Origin of the sequence: Pseudobacter ginsenosidimutans (genome assembly GCF_007970185.1) — a bacterium.
GTDB classification, from domain to species: domain Bacteria; phylum Bacteroidota; class Bacteroidia; order Chitinophagales; family Chitinophagaceae; genus Pseudobacter; species Pseudobacter ginsenosidimutans.
This window is the reverse complement of record NZ_CP042431.1, coordinates 7,229,928-7,248,295: the sequence shown is the minus strand read 5'-3', so window position 1 is coordinate 7,248,295 and position 18,368 is coordinate 7,229,928. Positions and strand designations below refer to the sequence as shown.

Genomic DNA, 18,368 nt, shown 5'->3' with positions numbered 1-18,368 from the left:
GTCACAAATCTGTATTTTCATGTTGTAATCGAACATCGCATGAAGAAGATCCTCTATGTAGCATTCCTGTTGAATTTGTGTGTGCAGGTGAATGCCCAGTCCGTTGCTCAGAAACTCGAAGAAACCATTGTTCAGCTGGAAGCAGATCCTGCATTCAAGCATGCCATCATCAGTCTCTGTGTAGTGAACACCACAACAGGTGAGCAGGTATTCGGCAGGCAGGAACAGACGGGCCTTGCGCCGGCCAGTACGCAAAAGCTTTTCACCAGTGCTGCTGCTTATGAATTATTAGGACAACAATTCAGGTTCTATACCCGGATAGCGCGTGATCAGCCAGTGCAACAGGGCGTATTAAATGGCGATCTGTTTGTTGTGGGCGGAGGCGATCCCACTGCAGGCAGCTGGCGATGGGCTGCCACCAAAGAAAAAGCAATAATGGACGAGATCATTTCCATTCTTCATAAACATAAGATCCATACCATCAAAGGCAATATCTGGATCGATGATCATTCCTATACGCAGGACCCGCTGCCCGGTGGCTGGATCTGGACAGATATGGGAAACTATTATGGCGCAGGATGCTGGGGTATCAACTGGCACGAGAACCAATACGATCTCACATTATCAGCCGGCGACTGCTGCGGCGGCCTCACCACGGTAAAAAATATCTCACCCTCCATCCCGAATCTTCAACTCATCAATGATATTCGTGTGGGCAAACAGGGTAGTGGCGATAACGGATATATTTTCGCAGCCCCCTACAGCAGCAGGGCATTTACTTCAGGCACCATTCCTGCCAATGAAAAGAGTTTCACTATCTCCGGTTCCATGCCGCATCCCGGACTCGTTTTTGGTGAAACACTCAAATCGAAAATGGTACAGGGTGGCATCAAATTCAGCGGTAAAGTACAGACTGCATCCGGGGCTTACCTTTCCGGGCAGCCTCTCCGGAAACCTACAGCAGTTCTGGATTCCATTGCTTCGCCAACATTTGACAGCATCAATTACTGGTTCCTGCAGAAAAGCGTGAACCTGTTTGGCGAAGCGTTGCTGAAAAGGATCGCTTTCGAAAAAAATGGAAACGGCAATACCGATGACGGCGCCAGCCTGCTGCGCAATTTCTGGCAGGAGAGAGGCATCGAAAAAGGAGCCATCAATATCATGGATGGCAGTGGTCTCTCTCCACAGAACCGCGTTACTACCGATGCCCTGGTGCGCGTTTTGCAATTTGCAAAAGGCCGCCCCTGGTACAACAGTTTCTACTATTCATTACCGTTATACAACGGCATGAAGATGAAGAGTGGTTCCATCGGAGGCAGCCGCGCTTTTGCGGGTTATCATACTGCAAAGGATGGAACGAAATATTCTTTTGCTATCATCATCAACAATTACAATGGAGGATCGGGTGAGACCGTGAAGAAGATCTATAAAGTGCTGGATGTATTGAAGTAGGGATAAAAAAAGAAAAACATCCGTGGGATGTTTTTCAAAGGACGTTTTGGAAATGGGTTTTCCGAGGTCCGGTTTTCTCTGTTGGTTTTTCAGGATCTGGATCGGTTTTTCTGGATTTGGACAGGTCTTTCAGGTATTGGATGGTGCAAAGAAAAAAGATTTCGCGTATGAATGCAAGCCTGCATCGATTAAGTAAATATTAATTCATTCCTCCCATCATACAACCTTCGATCAGGCATTGCCGTTGAAAAAAGGCTCCAGTCTTTGACGAAGCTGCTCCGGCATCACCGTTTTCTCACGGGTGGTTGCATTCAGGAAATACAATACCACATGACCAACGGTGAGCAATTTACCTGCTTCATTGAATACTTCCTGGTGAAATTCTATACGATGGTTCACCGGCAGTTCTCTCAAGGTTGTTTTTACACTGAGCAGGTCGTCATAATGGGCGGGGCGCAAGAACTTGCATTGCAGTTCTACAATGGGCATGATCACGCCCGCCGCTTCCATGTCTTTATATGTAAAGCCCAATGAACGGATGGATTCTGCCCTGGCTACTTCAAAGTACTGGGCATAGTTGCCGTGATAGACTACATCCATCTGATCAGTTTCGGCATAACGTACACGGATGGGAGTTGAAGTGATGTACATAGATATCTCTTATTTGCCTGCCATTCCATCAACACTGATCTTACCGGGACCAACAATCAGGAGGGCCAGGTAACCGGAAAGAAAGAGTGCTGCCATTTCACCTTCGCCGAAGATCAAACCTTTATGCGCCATAAAGAGGGCAACGCACATTACGATGATCACAGGGATGGTAGCAAAACGTGTGAACAATCCGATCAGCACCAGACCAGCGCAGATCACTTCGGCAAATATCACCAGACCCAATGTGAAGCCCTGGCCCAATCCGAAAAGGCTCATGAATTTTGGTTTAATGGCATCGAAGGCCTTGAATTTCTGCAGACCGTGGTTGATCATCAGTGCGCCGAAGCTGAGGCGCATCAATAAAGTGGCGAGGTTAAAGGAACCAGTTGTGTAACTGGTAGACATCAGTTTGCTCATAAGATTGAAAATTTTTCAGTTTCCAAAAGTAGTGGTTTTGTTTTTGTAATACATAATGAAAAAGAAATGTTAATCCTGACACTTATCCACAGGTGTTTGGAACGATGTTTGGTTGAAGATAAAATATTTAGAATCTTTACCACGTTACAATAGTATTTACACTGTTGTCCTCTATTTCAAACGGATATTGGAATGAAAAAAATCACAGCCTTTTGCGTCCTGGCTCTTTCCATTCAAGGTTCTATTGCCCAGCAAACGAGATTTATCAATGACCCTCAGGGTACATTCAAGCAGGCAAAAGAATTTTTCCAGCGCGAACAATACAGCCTTGCCTATCCCATACTGAAAGATCTTCAGTTACAATTGCGCGATCACGACCGCACTGATCAGGCAATCACTGCCCAGGAAATAAAATACTATACAACCGTTTGCGCCCTCAAACAGAATGAGCGCGGCGCGGTAGAAAAAGCCCGGGACTTCATTGATCTGGAAGATAATAACTCCCGCGTACAAATGATGAGCTTTCATCTGGCCGAATATTATTTCCGGCAGGGCGATTATGCAAAAGCGCTCGAACAGTACGAAGCCACCAATATCGAGAACCTCAGCAACCGTGAAATTGCCGATCTCAAATTCCACCAGGGCTATGCCTACTTCAATGCCAAACAATTCGATAAGGCAAAACCCTTATTCGATGCCATCCGGCAAATGAAGGACGATCCCAATTACATCGATGCAAACTATTACTACGGCTTCCTCGCTTTCAACGATAAGGAATATCGCAAGGCGCTGGACGCATTCGGGATTGTGGAAGACCATCCGCAATACGGACAGGTAGTGCCTTACTATATCGCCAATATCTACTATGCGCTCGGTCAAAAAGACAAAGCGCTGGAATATGCAGAGAACAAACTCAAAAGAGGCAATCTCTACTATGATCTCGAAATGCGCCAGATAGTAGGGCATGCTTATTTCGAGAAAAAGGAATATGCCAAAGCCCTTCCTTATCTCGAGACCTACGTCACCAAATCCGATAAGGTGAGGAGAGAAGATGTGTATGAGCTCAGCTACTGCTACTACCAGGCCAACAACCTCAATAAAGCCATCGATGGTTTCAAACAGATCAGCGGTAACCAGGACTCACTGGCGCAGAACGCAATGTACCTTCTCGGTGATGCATACCTGAAAACCGGTCAGAAGGCCAATGCGCGCAATGCCTTCTTCATCTGCGCCACCAACAGCAGCAATGCGAAACAAAAAGAGATCTCCACCTTCAATTACGCCAAGCTCTCCTTCGAGCTCGGCTACCAGGATGTGGCCCTTACCGAACTGCAGAAATTCCTGGCTGCCTATCCGCAGTCTGAATACAATGCGGAAGCCCGCGAACTGCTGATCAATGTGCTGGCCAATACCAACAATTACAAAGATGCCCTGGCGCTGCTGGAAGGAGTAAAGAACCCTTCGCCCAATGCCAGGAGACTCTATCCGAAAATACTTTACGGCCGCGCAACCGAGCTCATCAATGATGGAATGCTCGTAACTGCCAATGAACTGCTCACCCGCGCAGAAGCCCTGCCGGAAAACAGCAGCGTACTGCCTTACGTACAGTTCTGGAAAGGAGAGATCGCTTATCGTCTCAATAAAACGGACGATGCCATCCAGTACTATTTCAACTATCTCAAGTCCGGCGCAGTGGAAGGAGAAGCCAGTCCGCTGAATGCAAAATACAATCTCGGTTATGCCTACCTGAGAAAAGAGAATTATAAACAGGCGCAGGGATTCTTCGAGCAGGTGGTATCAACACCAAGGCTCAATTCATCACCACTGGAACAGGACGCCTACGTGCGCACAGCCGATTGCTATTACATGAGCCGCGATTACAAAAAAGCGCAGGACATGTACAACAAGGTACTCGACTATTCCTGGCCTCAAAGCGATTACGCCACTTTTCAGAAAGCTATGATCGCCGGGGTGAACAGTGGTAAAGAGAAGATCAACCTGCTCAGCGGCATCAGCAGGAAATATCCAGCATCATCGCTGGTGAGTGATGCGAATATGGAGATCGCCACCACTTATTTGGCTGGCGAACAATTCCGCGAAGCGATCCCTTATTTGAAAAATGTTGTGTCCGATCCCAATTCTTCGCTCAAGCCCAAGGCTTATCTGAAGCTGGGTATCGCCTATTACAATCTCGATAACAATACAGAAGCGCTGAACCAGTATACGGCTGTGATCAAACAGTTCCCCAATTCCGTGGAATCTGATGCGGCGCTGGAAAATGCACGCACCATCTACGTGGAACAGGGTAAGACCAACGAGTACGTGAACTTTGCCCGCAGCATGGGCAAGGAAGTAAGCGGCAGCCAGGAAGAAGAACTTGCATACCAGGCAGCAGAAGTGCAATTCAATAACGGTAATTTCTCCGCCGCCGCCAAAGCATTTGAAGATTATGTAACCAGGTTCCCTGAAGGAAAACATTCTCTGGAAGCATTGTACTATAAGAGTGAGATCTATTTCAACCAAAAAGACTGGGCAAAAGCAGTTGCCGGTTACGAAATACTGGCGGACCGCGTTCCGCACAAGTACGGTGAGAAATCCCTGCTGAATGCAGCCCGTCTGAATTTCTTCGATCTCAAAAATTACGAAAAGGCCGAGAAGTATTTCACCCGTCTCAAGGATTTCGCCACTTCACAGGAGAATAAGCTGGAAGCCATGCGTGGCCTGCTTCGCAGCCAGTACCAGTTGAAGAAATGGAGCGATGCCGTGGAGAATGCGCGTGATCTTCTCAGTCAGAAAGGTATCGGTACCGATGATAAAACGATGGCGAATATGGCCATTGCCAAATCTTTCCAGAACAATAACCAGTGTGATCAGGCCATTACGCAATTCCGTACAGTGGTATCGCTCAGCAAATCTGCCTATGGTGCAGAAGCCCGTTATGAGATCGCCAGTTGCATGTTCAGCGAAGGCAGGATGAAAGATGCCGAGAAAGCCGCTTTTGAAGTGATCAACAAATCCGGTTCTTACGAAAACTGGGTTACGAAAGCCTATATCCTGTTAGGGGATATTTACTTCAACCAACAGGATTACTTCAATGCCAAAGCCACTTTCCAGAGTGTTGTAGAGAATGCGCGCATCGAGGAACTCCGAAAGGAAGCGCAACGCAAACTGGATGAAACCATCATCGAGGAGAAGAAAAACAGTAAGATCAACAACTGATTACAATGAAAAGAACCAATATAGCCCTCTTATCATTCATCGTATGCTGTTCGGTAATGCCGGTGCTTTCAAAGGCGCAGGACACCACCAAACGCAAGTCCATCGATATCACCAGTACTTTCAAACCGGTACTGCGCGAGGCTGCCAAGATCAATTTCAATGCAGCCCCTCCGGCAGTGGACACATCCAAACCCAGGATGAGCTATTCCATTCCGGTGCAAAATCTTTTCTTCACCTATCAGCCGGCTGAACTGAAGCCCATGGCGCTGGAGATGGATTCCATCACTGCCTGGCAGTACAGCAATTTCATCAAGGTTGGCATCGGCAACGTGCACCAGCCCTATGTGAAGGCAGGTTTCAGTTTTGGTGATTTCAAGAATACATTCTTCAATGTTTTTGCAGATCATTATACCAGCAAGGGCAGCCTGGATTTTCAAAAGAACAGCATGACCAGTGTAGGCGCAGCAATGACCTACAAAACCAATAACAACCTGGAAGTTAATGCCCGCCTGGGTTTCAAGAGCGATGATTATTATCTCTACGGCTACGAACCCAAAACACTGGTGTTCGACAAGAAGGACCTCCGTCAGCGTTTTCAAACCATCGAAGGAAGAGTTGATCTCCGTAATATCGAGCCCACGGAATTCGGACTGAATTATCATCCGAATCTAAAAATCAGTTCCTTCGGCGATAATCATTCCGTAAAAGGAAAGGAAACCAATACTGTATTGAATCTGCCGTTGGAAAAGACTTTCGGGGAAGATTTCGCCTTCCAGCTCGGCGCCACTGCTGACCTGACCCGTTATGAAAGGGAAGAGAATACTGCGCTTTCCATGCCATCACTCAAGCAAAGCAATAACCTTTATATGGTGAATGCCGCGCTTCAGTATAAATCAGATAATCTCTTCATCCAGGGCGGGATCATTCCCAGCTGGGACCAGAAGAATTTCCATATGCTGCCCAATATCATGGCCGATATCACTACCAACGACAAGCAGTTCACCCTGCAACTCGGATGGCTAGGTTATTATGAGAAAGGAAGCTACCAGCGCTTTGCCAGTATCAATCCCTGGCTGGCGCAACCAGACAGCATGTACAATACCCGTATCGAGGAAAGATTTGCTGGTTTGAAAGGCTCTGTGGGCAACCATTTCAGCTACTCTGCAAAATTCAGTTTGCTGACGCTGCGCAATCAGCCCCTGTTTGTGAATGATGATATCGATGGTAAGACCTTCCTCATCCACTATGAGCCCAAGTTCAATGCCATCCGTTTGCATACCGAAGCTGCTTACAATGTAGGCGAGCAGTTTGGGGCAAAGGCCGGTTTCACTTTTTCCAATTACTACAATATGAAAGTGGAAAAGAAAGCCTGGGGCATGATCCCGGTTGAGCTCAATGCAGGCCTGCACTGGCAGGCGATGAAAGACCTGATGCTCCGTACCGAGTTCTGGCTCTGGGATGGCGCCAGGTACCTGAGGGGAGGAGATGATTATAAGAACAAGGCCGGGTTCGATCTCAATGCAGGAGCAGAATTTCGTATTACCAGGAATCTTAATCTCTGGGTGCAGTTCAATAATATCCTGAACAATAAGTACCAGCGCTGGAATCAGTACGAGGTCTTTGGGTTTAACCTGTTGGGAGGGATTACTTATTCTTTCAACCAGAAATGATTTTGATTTCACAACAAAATACTGTTGTTTCGCAACTTTAAACAACGTCACATGACGGAAGTGCTGACCAGTTATTTATTGCAGAACAAGAGCCTGTCCATCCCTGGTCTGGGTACCATTTACATTGAGCGTATCCCGGCACAGACCGATTTTGTGAACAAAAGGATCCTGCCTCCCGGTTATCATTTTCGTTTCGACAAATACTTCGATGCACCTGATAAGGACTTCTTCACTTACCTGGCGCAGCAGAAAGACATAGCCGATTATGAGGCCATCAAGTGGTACAACGAATGGGCTTATGATCTCCGCAGCCGTCTTCGCAATGATAATGAGGAACTGTGGCCCGGGGTTGGTTCTTTCAGGAAAGACCCCTCCGGAGAGATCTCCTTTCAGTCTGCCGGCGCTATTCCCACTTACGAAGAGCCTGCACCCGCAGTGAGGATCGTACGTACGCATACGCATGCTACCATGCTGGTTGGTGATCGTGAAGTGACGAAAGAGATCATTCACCAGGAAGGAGAGATTTATGCCGAAGAAACTGTCCACCGCGAAAAGGATAGCTGGTGGATCTACGCCCTCATCATCGGCGCCATTGCATTGAGCGCAGCCTTTTTCCATTTTTACAAAAAAGGGTTCAATATCTCCTCACTGGGCAACCAGCAACGTATAGAAATCAAAAAGTAATAAAGTAAAGAAAAACTCTTTCTTTGCACCCTGGTTTTATAAAAATGGATTCCGTTATCAATTATACCAACTGCCCAATTTGTGGCGCCACCGCTATCCGCGAAGCGCTGACCGCCAAAGATTATACAGTTTCCGGAAACAGTTTCAGTATCTGGGAATGTGCTTCCTGTACGCTCCGCTTCACACAGCAGGTACCTGACGAAGCCCATATCGGGCCTTTTTACAAGGCAGACAGCTATATTTCGCATACCAATACCAGTAAGGGTTTGGTGAACAGATTGTATAAGATGGTCCGGAATATCACGTTGCGCAGTAAACGAAAATTGCTGCAGACCACCACCAACCGGACTACCGGTCAATTGCTGGAGATCGGCGCAGGTACGGGTACATTCGCGGCTTTCATGAAAAAAAGCGGCTGGCAGGTGATCGGTCTGGAACCCGATCCGGGAGCGAGACAGGTGGCAAAAGAACAAAATGGTATTGCGCTCCTGGATACCAGTGAGCTCTTCGATCTTCCCCAGGAACATTTTGATGTGATCACCATGTGGCATGTACTGGAACATGTGCACCGCCTGCAGGATTACATGGCGCAATTGAAAAAATTACTGAAGCCAGGCGGCGTACTGCTGGTGGCAGTGCCGAACTATACCAGCTTCGATGCACAACTCTATGGCCGCTTCTGGGCCGCTTACGATGTGCCGAGACATCTCTATCATTTCTCTCCCGCTTCCATGCGAACACTCCTGAAGAATCATGATCTGCGACTGGACAGCCTCCGGCCCATGTGGTTCGACAGTTTCTATGTAAGTATGCTCAGCGAAAAATATAAAAATGGAAAAGCCAGCCTGATGAAAGGATTCATCAATGGGCTGCGCTCCAACCTCAAGGCCGGAAAGGGCAATCATTCCCGTTGCAGTTCCCTGATCTATGTGATCAGACCCTGATGATCAGGGTTCCCTGAACCAGCTGTTCAATGTGATCTCATACATCATGGGCCATTTCTTACCGGTGATCATCAAACGATCTGTAGCCGGGTTGTAGGCAATACCATTGAGTTCCCGTCTCTCCGCCGTTTTTTGATCGGCCTCTTTTTGCAATTCCTCCAGATCGATCTTCGCTTTTACAATACCTGTTGCCGGATCGATAACGAGTATCCAGGTAGTGAGCCATTGATTGGCGTAGACATAACCGTTGATGAATTCCAGTTCATTCAGGTTGTTGATGGGGCCGTTATGATCGGACACTTTGATATATTTCACCAGGTTCAGTGAATCGGGATGGAGGAAGTACAGCCGGTCTGTGCCGTCGCTCATGATGAGGTGATGTGCATCGTGCGTCAGTCCCCAGCCTTTTTTTTCCAGAGAGGGAAGTTTGAAACTTTTGAGTTGTTTGAAAGTAGTGGCATCGTACACGAAACCGAGGCCATTGTCCAGCGTGAGCCAGTACATTTTATTATTGAAGAAGGTAATACCTTCTGCGAAATATTTTCTACGATCCAGCACTGCATGCGGATCGTTTTTCCCTGTTTTGGTATTTACTACTCCAATTACAGACGGGTAGGGGCTTTCCGTCATATTGCCGCCTGAAGATTCCCAGAGCTTACCATCGTAATATTCCAGTCCTTCCGTGAAATAGCTGGTATCGTGTGGAAGGGTGACCGTTATAGTATAAGTGATTTTTACGGGCTCTGCCGGACTGCTACTATCCTTCTTGCCCTGATGCCCGGCTGATTCCGGATTGAAACAACCTGCGATAATAAACAGTACGGGAATCATTACAGGGATAAGGTGTTTCATTGACAGTTATTGTAGTTTGATCTCGTACAGCTTCGGCCATTTTTTACCGGTGATGAAGATCTTACCATTGGTACTGTCGAATGCAATGCCATTCAATACGTCTGCATTGGGATAAGCCGCCCGTGCTTCGTTCACGAGGTTGGTGAAGTCGAGTTGCCCAACCACTTTGCCACTTGCCGGATCGATCTTCAGTATATACGGTGTTTCCCACTGGTTCGCATATATGAAGCCGTTGATGAATTCCAGCTCATTGATATTGGGCACAGGGCCGTTGTGGTCGTTTACACTGATGATGTTCTGCAGTTTCATGGAATCAGGACTGTAGAAGTAGATCCTGTTGGTGCCATCGCTCATGATCAGGCTGGTGCCGTTGTTGGTGAGTCCCCATCCATCGCTGTTGTAACTGAATTCCCTGATCTTTTTGAAGTCGGGCAACTGGTAAACGAAACCAGTTTTGGATTGCCAGGTGATATAATAAGCTTTATCGTTCAGGATGGTCATGCCTTCGCCGAAATGTTCCCTGGCAAGTGTTGCTTTATGATCTGCTTTGCCGGTAGTGATATCAACTGTGCCGATCCAGGAGCCGTTATTGGGAATAGCGGGGTCCGGGCTACCGGTGGACTCATAAAGTTGTCCATTGTAAATGGTCAATCCCTGTGTGAAACTATTGGTATCATGCGGATATGCGTTCACTACTGTGTACTGCAAACGGGGAGTTCCTGCTTCCACGTTGGTGCCTTCTGATCCCGATTGGGTATCGTTATTATTGCAGCTGCTGGCAATTGCTGTGATCAACAGTGAGCTATAAACAATTTTTTTCATCATATGATTCTGATCTGTATTGTCAAAAATAGTGTTTTGGGATCAAGTAAAAAGTGAAAAATCAGAGGCAGTGAAGGGTGGGAAGCCGTACCCACATTGTGGTACTTGCATTATCCGGAAACTTTTATTTGCTTTACATCAGCATATCTCCCCTAAAATTCACTCCTGTGTATGAACCAGGCAGATGCGGGCCGGTAATTTGCTGAGCAGCATCTGTAATCCTTACCTGGTAGTTTTTCCTGCCGGCAGGTTCGTACCAAAGTTCAAATGTGCTTTTTCCTTACCTGTTGACAGGATCAGCCGCCTCACAAGAAAGCTGATGCCATGAAACATTTTTTACTTGCTTCCTGTTGCTTGCTATTGCTGTTGCCTCAAGGCCACGCCCAACGTGCCTGTGGCGCCCATGATTTGCTGCTTGAAGCAAGCAGGGCCAATCCTTCACTTGTCAATCCCATCATACCGCGCCAGTCTGCATTGAAGACCGATTCCGATGTGCCCGGCGAAGTTCCTCTGATCCGCATTCCTGTTGTGGTGCATGTACTCTTCAATAATGAGCAGCAAAATATTTCCGAAGCGCAAATACGTTCGCAGATTGAAGTGCTCAATAAAGACTTTCGCAAACTCAATGCCGACACATCTTTTATTCCACCTGCTTTCCGTTCATTGTCGACCGATTGCCGGATCGAATTCCAACTGGCCAGCTCCGATCCTGCGGGCCGGGCTACAAAGGGCATTGTACGTTGTGCCACAGGCGTTCGTGCTTTCAGCATCGATCCTGGCATCATGTCAACCGCCAGTGGCGGCAGTGATCCCTGGGATGCTGCCAGTTACCTGAATATCTGGGTGGCGCCGCTGTCCCGCGGGCTGGTAGGATATAGCAGTCCCCCCGGTATCCGTAAAGATCTGGATGGGGTGGTGATCGCGTTCAATGCATTCGGTACTACCGGTACTGCACAACCGCCCTGCAACAAGGGACGCACGGCCACACATGAGATCGGGCACTGGCTGGGCCTTCGTCATATCTGGGGCGATGCCGATTGTGGGAACGACTACATAGAAGATACACCTCCGCAAAGCGGCAGTACCAATGGATGTCCATCCGGGATTGTTTCCACCTGCAACAATGGACCTAACGGTAATATGTATATGAACTTCATGGATTTCACGGATGATGCCTGTATCAGCATGTTCACGGCAGGTCAGTCAGCGGTGATGCGCAGTCTGTTTGATGAAAGCGGAAGCAGGCATTCCCTCCTGCAATCAGGAGGATTATCAGCACCCATGTACCCGGCTTTACCGGAGGAACATCTGCCTTTGCCTTCAGGTTTGCGCTTGTTCCCGAATCCGGCTTATGGTTTTGTTCAGATCGATACCGGGCATCAACTGGACGGGCAAGCTGTTGTGATCCGCAACTATGCCGGTCAGCTGGTGATGCAAACCTCAGTGAGCAGGGGCGGGAAGATCATGCTGAACGGACTGAAAAGCGGAATGTATTTCCTCACAGTTGGAAAATCGAAAGTGACGAAACTATTTGTATCTAACAGCGCTCAGTAACCGATTCTTAAAGTATTTTCCCGCCGTGAAAGGATATGAAACCGGGCTGTGAAACAAACCACCGCGGGAGGATATCTTATCGGCTTTGGATTGGAAAGATTGGGCGATTGTAATGCTATGGAACTTTATCGCTTTTGTTTGCAAGGCCCGTTTTTCATATCACTTTCAGGGCTATGGCCCCGGAGCTGTGGTAGAGCTGGTTTCAGCATATTTTATTGTTTGCATGCATCTTTCTATTTCTTTATTCTTTAGATCCGTCTTTTCTCTTTCGTTTTCGACTTTTCTTATCTACTATTTTCTGAATTGGCAATTGTTCACTTTTTGCATTTTACCATTTCTTTTTTCGGTAGAATGCATCATCATTATCATTTTCATAAATTTCCCTAGGCATCCCTGTTTCAATTACTCAGCGTGACGCACTCTTTCCCCTTCTTTTTCACTCAGTGCGCAGCTCGCATGAAGACATGCAGGTCTGCTGCACTATTTCCTGCTATAAATAGGAGAAGCTCCACTCATCATAGTAAATTATTGTTGCACATTCATAGGGCTTAGCAAATGTTGGGGGTAGGTGAGCGGGGCCTTCAAAACAAAAGCGTTAAAGCCTCATAGCATTCCCATTGCTCGTCCTCACCACAAAAGCCCAATGAAAACCCAACTGCGTTGGTTTGTTTTACAGCCCGGTTCACCTACCCCCAATATTTGCCCTCACAAAAAAATCAACTCAATAATTTGGATGAGATATCTTCTCCTACCACCGCAGAGAGTGCAACACCCATGCCGCTCATGCGCACTGCGCACCACACCCCCGGCTCTACTTCTCTGATGATTGGCATTTTCTCGCTTCCCATTCCCATGATACCGCTCCAGCGATCTTCGATGGTAACGGTCTGCCCTGGCAGCAGGTAGTTGGTGAGGAAATGTTCCAGTTCTTTTTGGATGGTGTCTGTGATGTCCATTTCACTGGTGGTCTCTTCTTGGAAGGCTTTGTTGCGTGCGCCTCCAAGGAGGATACGATCGCCGAGGTCGCGGAAATAATAGAAGCCTTCATCGTAATGGAAGCTGCCTTTGAAGCGGAGATTTTCGAGAGGGGCAGTAACGAGGATCTGTCCGCGTGCGGGCTGAACATCGAGTTGTGGCAGTAATTGCCTGGCAAAGGCGTTGGTGCAGAGGAGGAGTTGTTTGGAATGGAATGTATAATCCTGTGTTGTATTTCCGACGGGCCAGGATGCATGGATCCTGACGCCTTCAGGACCTTTCTCAAAATGATCTACAGAGATGGAATTAAGTACAGTGACACCCAATGCCTGAACGCGCTGTAGCAGTTGCTGGCAGAGTTGTCCGGTATGCAGGGTGCCTTCAAATTTGTTTTCGATGAGATGTGCGGTGGCGCCGAATCCGAATTGTTTGATCTTACGGTTGGCGAATTTATAAGTGGGAGAGGAGCGGACGATGGGGGAGATCTTTTCATTGAGCCAATCGATCTGATCCTGTAGCAGGGCTTTGCCCGGATCTTTGTGAGTTGCGATCAGTTCATATCCTTTGCTCCACTGGAAGCCGATGGCTTTTTCTCCGAGTATTTTCCTGGTTCGTTGCAGACCGCGAAAACGCATATCAACCAGTTGCAGCATGGCGTCTTCACCGGCTTTTTCTTTATCGGCCATCAGTTCTGTTACGCTCCCGAAGCAGGCGAAGCCGGCATTGCGGGTACTGGCTCCCGTTGGAATGACGCCACGGTCCAGCACGGTGATCCGGCTTTCAGGTCTTTTTTTCTTGAGATGCCATGCGCACCAGAGCCCAACGAGCCCACTTCCGATGATAGTCACATCGGTGGGTGCAAAAAAGCTTTCCTTTTCCCAGACGGATATTTGCATGAAATAAAGTTATTTGATATTATGCAGCCGGAAAAGTAGAACTTTGGCGTCCAATCGATAACTCAAATCACTACCAGATGAAAAAGTATGTTTACGTGTTACCTCTCTGTTTACTGTTGTTTTCAGGCTGTGAGTCTACCCAGCAGATCCTGAAAGACCTGGGCCAGACCGGTACAGGAACCGGCACCAGTACGGGCAGTACCACTGGCGGGCTCTCTACCAACGACATCATTGCAGGATTGAAGGAAGCGCTGGCCCTGGGTGCAGAACGTTCTTCCTCCAAGCTTTCCGCAATGGATGGATTCTTCAAGGATGCAGCCGTCAAGATCCTTCTTCCCCAGGAAGCGCAGAAAGTGGAAAAAACACTGCGCGATCTCGGCATGGGCAGCCTCGTGGATAAAGCGGTGCTCAGCGTTAACCGTGCAGCAGAAGATGCCGCCAAATCCGCTGCGCCAATTTTTGTGAATGCTGTAAAAAGCATGACCATCAACGACGCACTCGGCATCCTGAAAGGCAGCGATACTGCAGCCACTTCCTATCTCAAAAGCAAAACCACTGTTGCTCTTACCAATGCCTTCAAACCAGTGATCGAAAAATCACTCGCAAAAGTGAATGCCACCAAATACTGGGGCGATCTGTTCACTACGTACAATAAATTCGCAACAAACAAGGTGAATACCGATCTTTCCGCGTTTGTGACTGAAAGAGCGCTGAGCGGTATCTTCTACCAGGTTGGTCAGGAAGAAAAAGCTATCCGTAAAGATCCTGTTGCCCGCACTACAGATATTCTGAAAAAAGTGTTTGGCAAGAACAGTTGATCCACAATATTATTCATTGAGAAATGCCGCATCCTTGCAGATGCGGCATTTTTTTGACCATCACCTTTTCTGATACACCACTATTTCACTACAATTTTCCGGGTGATGGTTTCACCTGACGATGGGTGTTTGATAGAGAGAAAATAAAGACCCGTTCTAAGATTTTGCAGACTGTACTGGCTGCCGGTCAGACTTCTCACCGACCTGATTGCTTTGCCACTATTATCTGTCAAAAGCAGGTCTTTGGGACTTGCATCACTGAATGTGATATGGAGATTGCCATCGGTTGAGGGATTGGGATAGATCACAACAGATAACCCGGAGCTATTGCTGCCATTGATTATGATCAGTTTACTGAAACTTTGCCTTCCATCGATATCTTCCTGCATCAATCTGTATTGTACGGATGCGGATGAAGGACTATTGTCTGTGAACTGGTATTGTAGTAAGTTATTGCTATTACCGTCTTTGGCAGCCGAAGCAATAAATCCAATGGTCTCGAAATTATTGCCAGCTGCTTTCCGTTGAATATGGAAACCTTTATTGTTCAGTTCGGTAGCTGTCTTCCATTTCAGCAGCACTTTGTTAGCGGAAAGTCTCTCTCCTTCAAATCCGGCAAGGGTTACCGGCAGGATCGGGCAAGTATTCACGATCAGTGCGGATGTGGAAAATGTTGCTCCGGTCACCTGCACTTTAACCCACAGGTTCTTATTCTCGTAATTGGGAAATGCCATAGGGGCAGATGTATACGAGCCATTGCCGGCAGCAGGAATATTGATACTGCCTGAGGCGAATACCAGCGGGTCACTGGCTTCCAGCACACCGTTGACAGGTTCATCTGCATACACTTCATAGGTAGCCGTTTTGGCTACAGACTGCGAACTGATAGTGACAGAGAATGTACGCGGGTTGCAAACTATATTTCCACTAACAAGCGGATCATTCACGTAAAATGAATTGGTGGGTTTGGAACATTGAACACCATTGTCGCTGTTGGAATTGCTGCTCCAGATATCAGCAATGATCTGTGTGGCATTGGTACAGGCGCCGGGTATGGTGAGGTTGATACCCTGGATAGTGAACCGGTTGATAGTATTTATGCCAGTGCCACTGACATATGTTTTGACAATAGCTGTTGCAGGAAGAATGGTTGCACCAGTTGCCGGCGGATAATTGGCGCCCAGTGTGGGAGATGCGAGTGTAGGATTGGTAACAACGATGGTGCCCAGTGCACCGGATAACTGCGCCAGGGTTGGAGGTGCAGCATAGGTGATTGCCGGATTGGGGTAATTGGCCGATGTCCATACATGCACATTCGTGTACTTATTTCCGTTATTATTCGACTGGTCCCAGCTGATATCCACATTTACCTGGCAATTGCCGCCGCTGCTGTTGGAACTGTTGAGTTTGATGGTGATGTTGGATACGCTGCAGGCTTGCGCATGGGCTTTCTGATTTGCGAAGAGTATAATGCTGAGTACAGCAATATACAGGGGTAGAGTTGCTTTCATAATTGTTGCTTTGTGGTGACAGAATGGAGAAAAGAGTTCCCGCATCGGTTATAACACCAATGAATATGCGTAGGGATATTCCCGTTGATTCAAAAGCTTGCCTGTACCGGTACTTACAACCGGAATACAAGTTTGTCAGTAAGGATATTTGTGAATTGCCTGAGAAGCTTTACAAAGGATGATTTGGAGCGGAAAGGTGTGGAACGGCATGATTCGCCTTGAGTCGGCGATACGTGTAAATAGAGGAGGTAGATGGTTCGGTATCCAATTCAAATTTACGAAATGGAAATACAAATAGTTTGAATTTAGTCAACAAAAGAGGGTGATTTTTATCAATAAAAAAGGGCGCTCCATAATACCGGAACGCCCTGGGTTTTATTGAACCTTCACAATTCTATTTGTTCAAATTCGGATTGTTCTGTTCTTCAGATTGCGGAACTACAAAAATGTAATTAGGGCTATTGGGTACGAAGCTACTGCCATCAGAAAATTTAAGTGCGGAGTGATATTTTGCAGGCACCAATTTAGTGCTGCCATCTGAAAGTGTAACGGTTACTTTGATGGCATTGCCCGAACCATCCACATAAGGTTTACGAACTACAGCCTGTTGTGTGCGGATGATATCTGACAGTCCGAATCCTTCGCCCCATAATTCTTTTCTTCTTTCGATGAGGATCTCTTTGATCAGCTCTTCTTTATCGGATCCCAGGAAAGGTGTTGCGCCACGGGCAGTACGCAGTTCATTGAGCGCATCGGCAGCTTCTCCGAATTTGTCGGCCCTTGCCAGTCCTTCCGCTTTGATCAGTTGTGCTTCTGCTGAGCGGAGCAATACAAGATCCCCGGTTTGATCATCCCTGAACCTGAACTTCTTGTATTGAAGATAACCTTCACGGCCTGCTGTGCCATCCCAGTTGAACAATGTCTTACGGATATCGCCATCGTTGAACAATTCCCTGAAGAAAGGATCGGCCATGAAACTATAATAATAGGAAGAGGCCGATGTTACATCCAGGAAGTGGAAGCTGTAGCTGCCATCGCTCTGGCTGGGAATTTCAGGATGACCCCAGATCCATTCGGAATTGTTCACGTTATTGAAACCGGTAGTGTAATCGGCAGGAGCCATGAAAGGAAAGCCTTTCACTGCTTCCGTGGCTGCATCGGCAGCGAGTTGCCAGCGGCCTGAATAAAGATAGGCACGTGCCAGCAGGCCATACACTACATTGGTGTTGATCTTGTATTTGGCGTTGCGTTGATAACCTTCCAACAGGGGCAACGCTTCATTGAGATCCTTGTAGATCTGTGTATAGATCTCTTTCAGTGTGGACTTTGGGTTTCCGACAGTGGAATTGTTGCTGGGCTCCAGGTAGATTGGCGCTGTTTTGGTGAGCGAATCTTTCTGATACGAATACTGGTAGAAAGAAGCGATGGTGGTATATAGATGCGCACGCAACGCCAGGGCCTGTCCTTTCAATACTTTCTTTGCAGTGGCGTCCCCTTCCGCCCTGTCAACATTGGCGAGGATCACATTCTGGTTGTTGATCAGCTTGTACAACTGGTTCCAGATGGCGCTTACACGGCTCTGTGTTTTATCATTGATCTGTGTGAACCGGTAAATAGGAGCGTAACTGTATTTGGTAACGATGAGGTTCACGTCATTGGCCATTGCATCGCTCACCAGTGCGATGGTTTTGAATCCGGGATTACCGAATATACCTCCGTAGAAATCATCCATCTTGGATGCCCATGCGCCTTCATAGATGGCGGTGAGATTGGTTACATTCTTCAATGCTATTTCTTCTTCCACAGCATTGGAAGGAGCGGTTTCCAGCTGCTTGTTGCAACTGGCCAGCCCGATTACCAGTGCTGCGATATATAGAAAGTGATTATTCTTTTTCATGATTCA

Annotated in this window: 14 protein-coding genes; 7 read left to right on the top strand and 7 right to left on the bottom strand. The window is 47.4% G+C overall.

Annotated elements, in window-relative coordinates:
• Positions 1-39: 39 nt before the first annotated feature.
• The gene (gene dacB, locus FSB84_RS28295) at positions 40-1,452 is read left to right on the top strand and encodes a D-alanyl-D-alanine carboxypeptidase/D-alanyl-D-alanine endopeptidase (RefSeq protein ID WP_130543822.1); all 1,413 of its coding nucleotides are present in this window, start codon (positions 40-42) and stop codon (positions 1,450-1,452) included.
• A 231-nt stretch (positions 1,453-1,683) separates the two neighbouring features.
• Here dacB and FSB84_RS28290 read toward each other — a convergent pair whose 3' ends face one another.
• Both FSB84_RS28290 and FSB84_RS28285 read right to left on the bottom strand, forming a co-directional pair.
• Positions 1,684-2,103, bottom strand: a complete 420-nt coding sequence (locus FSB84_RS28290; RefSeq protein ID WP_130543821.1) for an acyl-CoA thioesterase — start codon at positions 2,101-2,103, stop codon at positions 1,684-1,686.
• A gap of 9 nt (positions 2,104-2,112) precedes the next feature.
• Complete coding sequence (locus tag FSB84_RS28285) at positions 2,113-2,520, bottom strand: DoxX family protein (RefSeq protein WP_130543820.1); 408 nt, start codon at positions 2,518-2,520, stop codon at positions 2,113-2,115.
• A 192-nt stretch (positions 2,521-2,712) separates the two neighbouring features.
• On the opposite strand from FSB84_RS28285, the gene FSB84_RS28280 reads away from it, so the two are divergent.
• From FSB84_RS28280 to FSB84_RS28265, 4 genes are read left to right on the top strand one after another with little or no spacing between them, the layout of a single operon-like run.
• Positions 2,713-5,739, top strand: a complete 3,027-nt coding sequence (locus FSB84_RS28280) for a tetratricopeptide repeat protein (protein ID WP_130543819.1) — start codon at positions 2,713-2,715, stop codon at positions 5,737-5,739.
• Between the two features lie 5 nt (positions 5,740-5,744).
• Positions 5,745-7,409, top strand: a complete 1,665-nt coding sequence (locus FSB84_RS28275; RefSeq protein ID WP_130543818.1) for a TonB-dependent receptor — start codon at positions 5,745-5,747, stop codon at positions 7,407-7,409.
• 51 nt (positions 7,410-7,460) lie between these two features.
• Positions 7,461-8,093: a hypothetical protein gene (locus tag FSB84_RS28270; RefSeq protein ID WP_130543817.1), complete on the top strand. Its 633-nt coding sequence runs from the start codon at positions 7,461-7,463 to the stop codon at positions 8,091-8,093.
• 23 nt (positions 8,094-8,116) lie between these two features.
• Complete coding sequence (locus tag FSB84_RS28265; RefSeq protein WP_225979913.1) at positions 8,117-9,037, top strand: class I SAM-dependent methyltransferase; 921 nt, start codon at positions 8,117-8,119, stop codon at positions 9,035-9,037.
• A 3-nt stretch (positions 9,038-9,040) separates the two neighbouring features.
• On the opposite strand, the gene FSB84_RS28260 is transcribed toward FSB84_RS28265, so the two are convergent.
• Together FSB84_RS28260 and FSB84_RS28255 are read right to left on the bottom strand one after the other, a co-directional pair.
• Complete coding sequence (locus FSB84_RS28260; RefSeq protein ID WP_130543816.1) at positions 9,041-9,889, bottom strand: glutaminyl-peptide cyclotransferase; 849 nt, start codon at positions 9,887-9,889, stop codon at positions 9,041-9,043.
• 6 nt (positions 9,890-9,895) lie between these two features.
• Entirely contained in the window at positions 9,896-10,714 is an 819-nt protein-coding gene (locus FSB84_RS28255) for a glutaminyl-peptide cyclotransferase (protein ID WP_130543815.1), read from the bottom strand.
• Positions 10,715-11,035: 321 nt separating this feature from the next.
• Here FSB84_RS28255 and FSB84_RS28250 point away from each other — a divergent pair, with 321 nt between their 5' ends.
• A complete protein-coding gene (locus FSB84_RS28250; RefSeq protein ID WP_130543814.1) occupies positions 11,036-12,265 on the top strand; it encodes a M43 family zinc metalloprotease in 1,230 nt (409 codons plus the stop codon).
• 716 nt (positions 12,266-12,981) lie between these two features.
• On the opposite strand, the gene FSB84_RS28245 is transcribed toward FSB84_RS28250, so the two are convergent.
• Positions 12,982-14,136: an NAD(P)/FAD-dependent oxidoreductase gene (locus tag FSB84_RS28245; protein WP_130543813.1), complete on the bottom strand. Its 1,155-nt coding sequence runs from the start codon at positions 14,134-14,136 to the stop codon at positions 12,982-12,984.
• 77 nt (positions 14,137-14,213) lie between these two features.
• Between FSB84_RS28245 and FSB84_RS28240 the strand changes: the two genes are divergently transcribed.
• Entirely contained in the window at positions 14,214-14,954 is a 741-nt protein-coding gene (locus tag FSB84_RS28240; protein WP_130543812.1) for a DUF4197 domain-containing protein, read from the top strand.
• Between the two features lie 80 nt (positions 14,955-15,034).
• On the opposite strand, the gene FSB84_RS28235 is transcribed toward FSB84_RS28240, so the two are convergent.
• Both FSB84_RS28235 and FSB84_RS28230 read right to left on the bottom strand, forming a co-directional pair.
• On the bottom strand, positions 15,035-16,465 hold the full coding sequence (locus FSB84_RS28235; RefSeq protein WP_158644164.1) for a T9SS type A sorting domain-containing protein: 1,431 nt from the start codon (positions 16,463-16,465) through the stop codon (positions 15,035-15,037).
• Positions 16,466-16,859: 394 nt separating this feature from the next.
• Positions 16,860-18,362 carry a RagB/SusD family nutrient uptake outer membrane protein gene (locus tag FSB84_RS28230; RefSeq protein WP_130543810.1) on the bottom strand — a complete coding sequence of 501 codons (1,503 nt, stop codon included), beginning with the start codon at positions 18,360-18,362 and terminating at the stop codon, positions 16,860-16,862.
• Positions 18,363-18,368 lie beyond the last annotated feature (6 nt).

Bases quoted from the DNA above. Each gene is read 5' to 3' on its own strand.
- dacB (WP_130543822.1), top strand. From the start codon at position 40: ATGAAGAAGATCCTCTATGTAGCATTCCTGTTGAATTTGTGTGTGCAG.
- FSB84_RS28290 (WP_130543821.1), bottom strand. From the start codon at position 2,103: ATGTACATCACTTCAACTCCCATCCGTGTACGTTATGCCGAAACTGAT.
- FSB84_RS28285 (WP_130543820.1), bottom strand. From the start codon at position 2,520: ATGAGCAAACTGATGTCTACCAGTTACACAACTGGTTCCTTTAACCTC.
- FSB84_RS28280 (WP_130543819.1), top strand. From the start codon at position 2,713: ATGAAAAAAATCACAGCCTTTTGCGTCCTGGCTCTTTCCATTCAAGGT.
- FSB84_RS28275 (WP_130543818.1), top strand. From the start codon at position 5,745: ATGAAAAGAACCAATATAGCCCTCTTATCATTCATCGTATGCTGTTCG.
- FSB84_RS28270 (WP_130543817.1), top strand. From the start codon at position 7,461: ATGACGGAAGTGCTGACCAGTTATTTATTGCAGAACAAGAGCCTGTCC.
- FSB84_RS28260 (WP_130543816.1), bottom strand. From the start codon at position 9,889: ATGAAACACCTTATCCCTGTAATGATTCCCGTACTGTTTATTATCGCA.
- FSB84_RS28255 (WP_130543815.1), bottom strand. From the start codon at position 10,714: ATGATGAAAAAAATTGTTTATAGCTCACTGTTGATCACAGCAATTGCC.
- FSB84_RS28250 (WP_130543814.1), top strand. From the start codon at position 11,036: ATGAAACATTTTTTACTTGCTTCCTGTTGCTTGCTATTGCTGTTGCCT.
- FSB84_RS28245 (WP_130543813.1), bottom strand. From the start codon at position 14,136: ATGCAAATATCCGTCTGGGAAAAGGAAAGCTTTTTTGCACCCACCGAT.
- FSB84_RS28240 (WP_130543812.1), top strand. From the start codon at position 14,214: ATGAAAAAGTATGTTTACGTGTTACCTCTCTGTTTACTGTTGTTTTCA.
- FSB84_RS28235 (WP_158644164.1), bottom strand. From the start codon at position 16,465: ATGAAAGCAACTCTACCCCTGTATATTGCTGTACTCAGCATTATACTC.
- FSB84_RS28230 (WP_130543810.1), bottom strand. From the start codon at position 18,362: ATGAAAAAGAATAATCACTTTCTATATATCGCAGCACTGGTAATCGGG.